This is a genomic window from Candidatus Zixiibacteriota bacterium, from assembly GCA_020853795.1.
In the GTDB taxonomy this organism is placed as follows: Bacteria; Zixibacteria; MSB-5A5; order CAIYYT01; family CAIYYT01; genus JADJGC01.
Map to the genome: position 1 here is coordinate 1 of JADYYF010000215.1, position 5757 is coordinate 5757.

Below are 5757 nucleotides of genomic sequence, written 5' to 3' on the forward strand. Positions count from 1 at the left end.
ACGACGAAAAAGTCGCTGCTGCCACGATTGCCGCCGATTGCGGCGTCGATTTCGTCAAGACGTCGACCGGGATGTTCGGGCAGGCGACCGCTGCGGACGTTGCGCTGCTCTTCGAGACAGTCGGCGGGCGGGTCGGCGTGAAAGCGTCGGGCGGCATCCGCACACTGCAGCAAGCCTTGAGCATGATCGAAGCCGGCGCGTCACGTATTGGCACATCGTCCGGCGTCGCCATACTGCAGGAGTTGCGCAACCGCAAATGAAGACGCTTTACGAATTGATCGCCGTTAAGCGCGACGGCGGCGAACTCCAGGCCTCCGAAATCCAGTGGTTGGTTGAGCAGTACACGCGCACGAAGGTGACCGACTACCAGATGTCGGCATTCTTGATGGCGGCATTTATTCGCGGACTTTCGCCGGAAGAGACTTCGGCGCTTACGGCGGCGATGCTCAAGTCGGGCACGACGGTAGCGGTTAAAGGCCTCGACCGACCGTTGATCGACAAACATTCGACAGGGGGAGTCGGCGACAAACTCTCGCTAACGCTGTCGCCGATTTTGGCCGACTGCGGGATTGCCGTCGGCATGTTTTCAGGTCGCGGTCTCGGCCACACTGGCGGGACGCTGGACAAGCTGGAGGCGATCCCCGGGATGAAGGTATTTCACTCGCCCGCCACCTTCGGCCGGCTCTTGAAGAGGCATCGCTTCGCCATCACCGGTCAGACGGCGAGGATCGCGCCGGCCGACAAGAAGATCTATGCCCTCCGTGACGCCACCGGTACAGTGGAATCGATTCCGCTGATTGTCGCGAGTATCATGTCGAAGAAGCTGGCGCTGAAGTCGGATGGGATCGTATTCGACGTCAAGTCGGGTGCCGGTGCATTCATGAAGAAGCAGGAAGATGCGCTGGCGTTGGCGAAAGCGTTGGTGGAAGTCGCCCGCGCCCATTCCCTACCGGCGCGCGCGGTGATCACCAATATGGATCAACCCACCGGGCGGATGATCGGCAACTGGCTGGAAGTGATCGAGACCGTCGAGGTGCTGAAGGGTGGCGGACCTGCCGACACGGTAGCGCTGACGTTGGAACTGAGCTCTCAGATGCTCAAGGTTGCCGGGCTGAGCGACTCGGCATGTTCGATACAGGGCGGCATGAGTGAGCAGTTGCGATCGGGCGAGTCGTATGAGTCGTTTTGCCGCTATGTCAAAGCCTGCGGCGGAGATACGAAGACGCTGGAGCGTGCCGAACAGCGGCAAGAGCGCGCGCACAAGGTCGTTGTTGAAAGCCCCGCAAGCGGGTATATTAGTGCGTTGGATGCCGGTCGCCTGGGATTTCTGGCAGTCAAACTCGGCGCCGGTCGCCGCGCGGTAGCCGACAAGATCGACTATCTGGCCGGAATTGAACTGCACGCCAAGATCGGCGGTCAGGTTTCAGCCGGTCAGCCCTTAGCGACAGGTTACGCGTCCCGATCGGCGAAACTGGCCGATTTTGAAGAGAAGTTCCTGACCTGCATCCGGATTACGCCGGCGCCGCCGGAAAGACCGCGCTTGGTGCTGGCACGGTTGTGAGAACAATGAACGAGAAACGCGAAGAACGACCCTACCTGGGTGTGATGTTCAAGTGCTGCAAGGTCTACAGTCGAATCTACATGAACAAGCAAGGCACGGCCTTTGTCGGCTGGTGCCCGCGCTGTGCCGCACCGATGCGCATCAAGATTTCGCCCGACGGATCAACCTCGCGCTTCTTTGAGAAGTCATGAAACGGTATCGCGCCAAAATCGTGATCGTCCCGCTCGGGGACGTCGATTATTTCCAGATCAACAAGCTGTCGACGGCGCTGTCGAGTCGCTTCGGCCACAGCGTCGATATCCTGCAGGGGATCAAGATTCCCAACGAAGCGTATGATGTGATCAAGGGGCAGTATTTCTCCACGATGATTTTGCAGAAGCTCGAACTGCTCAAGGCCAGCGACAAAGAGAAGATTATCGGCGTCATCGAAGACGATATCTACAACACCCGCCATCACGTCCTGGTGTCGGAAGCCGACGACATCGGCGGCACCGGCCTGGTCTCGCTCTATCAACTCAAGCAGCAGTTTTACGGCTTGCCGGATGACGAGAAACTGATCTATCACCGCCTGGTCAAGGAAGCCACGCGGGTGGTCGGCATCTTGTTTTCGATCCCCCAGTGCCGCAATCCCAAGTGCGTCATGTTCAACTCGAACGAGATGTTCGACATCGACCAGAAGAGCGAAAAATTCTGCGACATCTGTAAGCGCACCTACATGAAGGTGATGTAGCATGCTGTCGGTCGCCCAGGTTCTCGACCAATTGCGTTCCGACCGCAGCTTCATGGACAACATCACCCAGTGGCAGGTCGTCCCGCCGCGCGCCGGCGAATATGTCGACTTCCCGGCTTCAGTGCCGGCGAACCTGCGCGCCGTGCTGGAGAAGCGCGGGATTCACCGGCTTTATTCGCATCAGGCGCAGGTCTACGAGTACGCACGGAACGGGAAACACGTGACGGTCGTCACGCCGACGGCCTCGGGCAAGACGCTGTCGTACAATCTGCCGATCCTATCGCGGATGATCGCCGAGCCGGAAACTCGCGCGCTGTACCTGTTCCCGACCAAGGCGTTGTCGCAGGATCAGATGGTCGAATTGCAGCAGGTGATCGACGCGCTGGGCATTGAGATCAATACGTACACATTTGACGGCGACACACCGGCCGAGGTGCGACGCAAGGTGCGCAAGGCCGGGCATATCGTCGTCACCAACCCGGATATGCTTCATTCCGGCGTGTTGCCGCATCACACCAAGTGGATCAAGCTGTTCGAGAATCTCAAGTATATTGTCATCGATGAGGTGCACACTTATCGCGGGGTGTTCGGCTCGCATCTGGCCAATGTTCTGCGCCGGCTCGAGCGCATCTGCAAGTTCTATGGCTCCAGTCCGCAGTTCATTTGCTGTTCCGCAACGATCCGCAATCCCAAGGAACTGGCGGAACAACTCACCGGCCGGCCGATGGAATTAGTCTCCAAGAACGGCTCACCCGCCGGAGAAAAGCATTTCATTTTCTACAACCCGCCGGTGATCAATCAGCAACTGGGGATTCGCAAGTCATCGCTGCTGGAGGCCGGGCGCGTGGCGCAACGCTTCATCGGCAATCGCGTCCAGAGCATCATCTTCGTTCCCTACCGACTGAATGTCGAGTTGCTGTTGACGTATCTGCGGCGCGACTGCCCCGGGGTGCGCATTGAGGGCTACCGCGGCGGCTACTTGCCGAATGAACGCCGCGAGATCGAACGCGCGCTACGCCAGGGCGAGATCACGGCGGTCGTTTCAACCAACGCCCTTGAACTCGGCATCGACATCGGCTCGCTCGATGTGTCGATTATTTGCGGCTATCCCGGCACGATTGCCTCGACCCGCCAGCAGTCTGGTCGCGCCGGCCGCAAGAACACAGTGAGTGTCTCGATCATGATCGCCTCGAGCTCGGCGCTGAATCAATATGTCGTTTCGCACCCTGAATACTTCTTCGAAGCGCCGCCCGAGATGGGTGTCATTGATCCGAACAATTTCGTCATTCTGACTTCGCACTTGAAATGCGGCGCCTTTGAGCTGCCGTTTCATCAGGAAGAGGTCATGGGGGTGCAGACGACGGCGGAAATTCTCGATTATCTTCAGAGCCGCGGCGTGCTGCACTTTTCGGCCAATCGCTGGCACTGGTCGTCGGAGATTTATCCGGCGACCGAGGTCTCGCTGCGTTCTGCCTCGCCGGACAACTTCGTGATCCTGAACACCTCCGATAACAACCGCGTGATCGGCGAGGTTGACTATTTTTCGGCGCCGATGCTGTTGCATCCCGAGGCGATTTATATTCACCTCGGCAATCAGTATCAAGTAGAGCAGCTCGATTGGGAGGGCAAGAAGGCCTATGTCAAGGAGGACAAAGTCGACTACTACACGGACGCCGAGACCAAGGCCGATCTGAAAGTTATCGAAGTCAATGACACTGCCGGCGCAACGAATTGGGGCGAGGTCTCGATCACGAACGTGACGGTGCTGTTCAAGAAGATCAAATTCGAGACGCACGAGAACGTCGGGTCGGGCAAGCTCGCGCTGCCGGAGATTGAGATGCATACGACCTCTTTCTGGCACGAATACGATGAAGAGATCGGCGAGCAGCTGGGATTCGGTCGCGCCAATCTGGGTGCGGCATTGCGCGGGGTTGCCAATGTGCTTGGCATTGTCGCGCCGCTGTATTTGATGTGCGACTCGCGCGACCTGCGCTCGATTTCGCAAGTTAAGTCTGCTTTTACGGAGAGGCCAACGATCTACATCTACGAGTCAGTGCCCGGCGGTGTCGGGTATGCGCAGAAGATCTTCCGCGTGGCGCCGGAGATCTTCTCGGCCGCCATCCAGTTGATCAAGGATTGCCCTTGTCAGACCGGTTGCCCGTCGTGCGTCGGTCCGGAGATTGAGGTCGGGCGCGAGGGGAAGCGGAATGCGGCGCTGTTGCTTGAGCAGGCGCTCAAATCAGTCACATCCATCGCTTGAATTCGTTGCTGGCCTGACTCTGCGCTCGCTAGGTCGATTCCAGCGCCCGTAGGGGTTGGGTCTGCCAACCCGCTGTCGCTCGAAGCTACAATGCCGGGCAGGCAAGCCCGGTACCCACGGAAGTCAACATCGCGCTTGCTCTCTTCGTTCTCAGATCATAGATTGATTCTCAGTATAACGATACTTCTTCGAAAGAGGAGCACGCATGAAAAGGATTGTTTGGGTTTCACTTGTCATTATGATGGCCTCCGTCTCGGTCAGCTTCGGCGCAAAGCGATTTGAAAACACAAAGCCAAAAGGAGTCTATCTGGGCTTTGGCGTCGGTGCCGCCTCATCTCAGCTTAGCCAAGACTACTGGGGCACAGAGCCTGATGCCGAGGGTGCGTTCGCAATTTCGATGCGCACAGGATTCATTGTCAGACCCAATCTCCTGATCGGCTCAGAATCAGCGGCGTCGCTGTTTCGAGTCTCCAACAGGTATTGGCAATACACGAGTTCCGTGGTCGCGCTTACCTTTTACCCCAGCTCGTCTATCTTCCTCCGAGGCGGTCTTGGGTTCGGTTCCGTTCAGTATGAACGGAGAGAATTCGGTCCCTGGAATAGTTCAGTCCAAGCTGGTGGCCTTGCCGCGCACGCAGCAATTGGTTTCGACATTTCTACGTCGCAGACGTTTTCGATCCTTCCGACGCTGCGGGGGGACTACGTAAACATGGATCCGGAGTCCTACTACCAGATTGCGCTCAGCATAGACGTTGGATGGTACTGGTGACGCCAACTCAGCAAAGGCCTTGATCATCGCGACCCGGTAGCCCACCTGCAGCGCCAGCGAAGGGTGGGGCCGATGCCATGGAGGGAGGCGGAGCGAAGGAATCTCAATCCTTCGTTCAAGTCCCTACCGCGAGGATGCGATCACGTTTTGGCTCAACGTCTGCAGAACTGCGATCTTCCCACTTGCGATTACCGCTCAAATCGCTTCCTTGAATCACAACATACGATCCAAATTCACTCGGAGGAATTTATGAACTCTCGCCTTCAAGTTACCTCAATTGCCCTGTTGATTGCGCTGTTCGCCGCACCCACCTTTGCCGGGCTGAAGCCCGCGACGCATACGGGCTTCTACATCGGCTTCGGTATCGGCTGGGGCAGCTTGAAAATGGAACTAGATGATGAAAACGACAACCTGTCATTCATTACGGACGCCGAAAG

The 5757-nt window shown here is 57.7% G+C and carries 7 protein-coding genes; all 7 read left to right on the top strand.

Annotated features, from left to right (window positions below):
* On the top strand, positions 1–260 hold a 260-nt coding region (locus IT585_15430), incomplete at its 5' end, for a 2-deoxyribose-5-phosphate aldolase (protein ID MCC6964642.1).
* Entirely contained in the window at positions 257–1561 is a 1305-nt protein-coding gene (locus tag IT585_15435) for a thymidine phosphorylase (protein MCC6964643.1), read from the top strand. The genes IT585_15430 and IT585_15435, both read left to right, overlap by 4 nt.
* Before the next feature lie 5 nt (positions 1562–1566).
* Positions 1567–1752, top strand: a complete 186-nt coding sequence (locus tag IT585_15440) for a hypothetical protein (protein MCC6964644.1) — start codon at positions 1567–1569, stop codon at positions 1750–1752.
* Positions 1749–2291 (top strand): hypothetical protein, encoded by a 543-nt coding sequence (locus IT585_15445; protein MCC6964645.1) that lies wholly within the window; start codon positions 1749–1751, stop codon positions 2289–2291. Before IT585_15440 ends, IT585_15445 begins: the two co-directional genes overlap by 4 nt.
* A gap of 1 nt (position 2292) precedes the next feature.
* On the top strand, positions 2293–4551 hold the full coding sequence (locus tag IT585_15450) for a DEAD/DEAH box helicase (protein ID MCC6964646.1): 2259 nt from the start codon (positions 2293–2295) through the stop codon (positions 4549–4551).
* 205 nt (positions 4552–4756) lie between these two features.
* Positions 4757–5320, top strand: a complete 564-nt coding sequence (locus tag IT585_15455) for a hypothetical protein (GenBank protein ID MCC6964647.1) — start codon at positions 4757–4759, stop codon at positions 5318–5320.
* A 249-nt stretch (positions 5321–5569) separates the two neighbouring features.
* Positions 5570–5757, top strand: a 188-nt coding sequence (locus IT585_15460; protein MCC6964648.1) for a hypothetical protein, incomplete at its 3' end; no start/stop codon positions are given.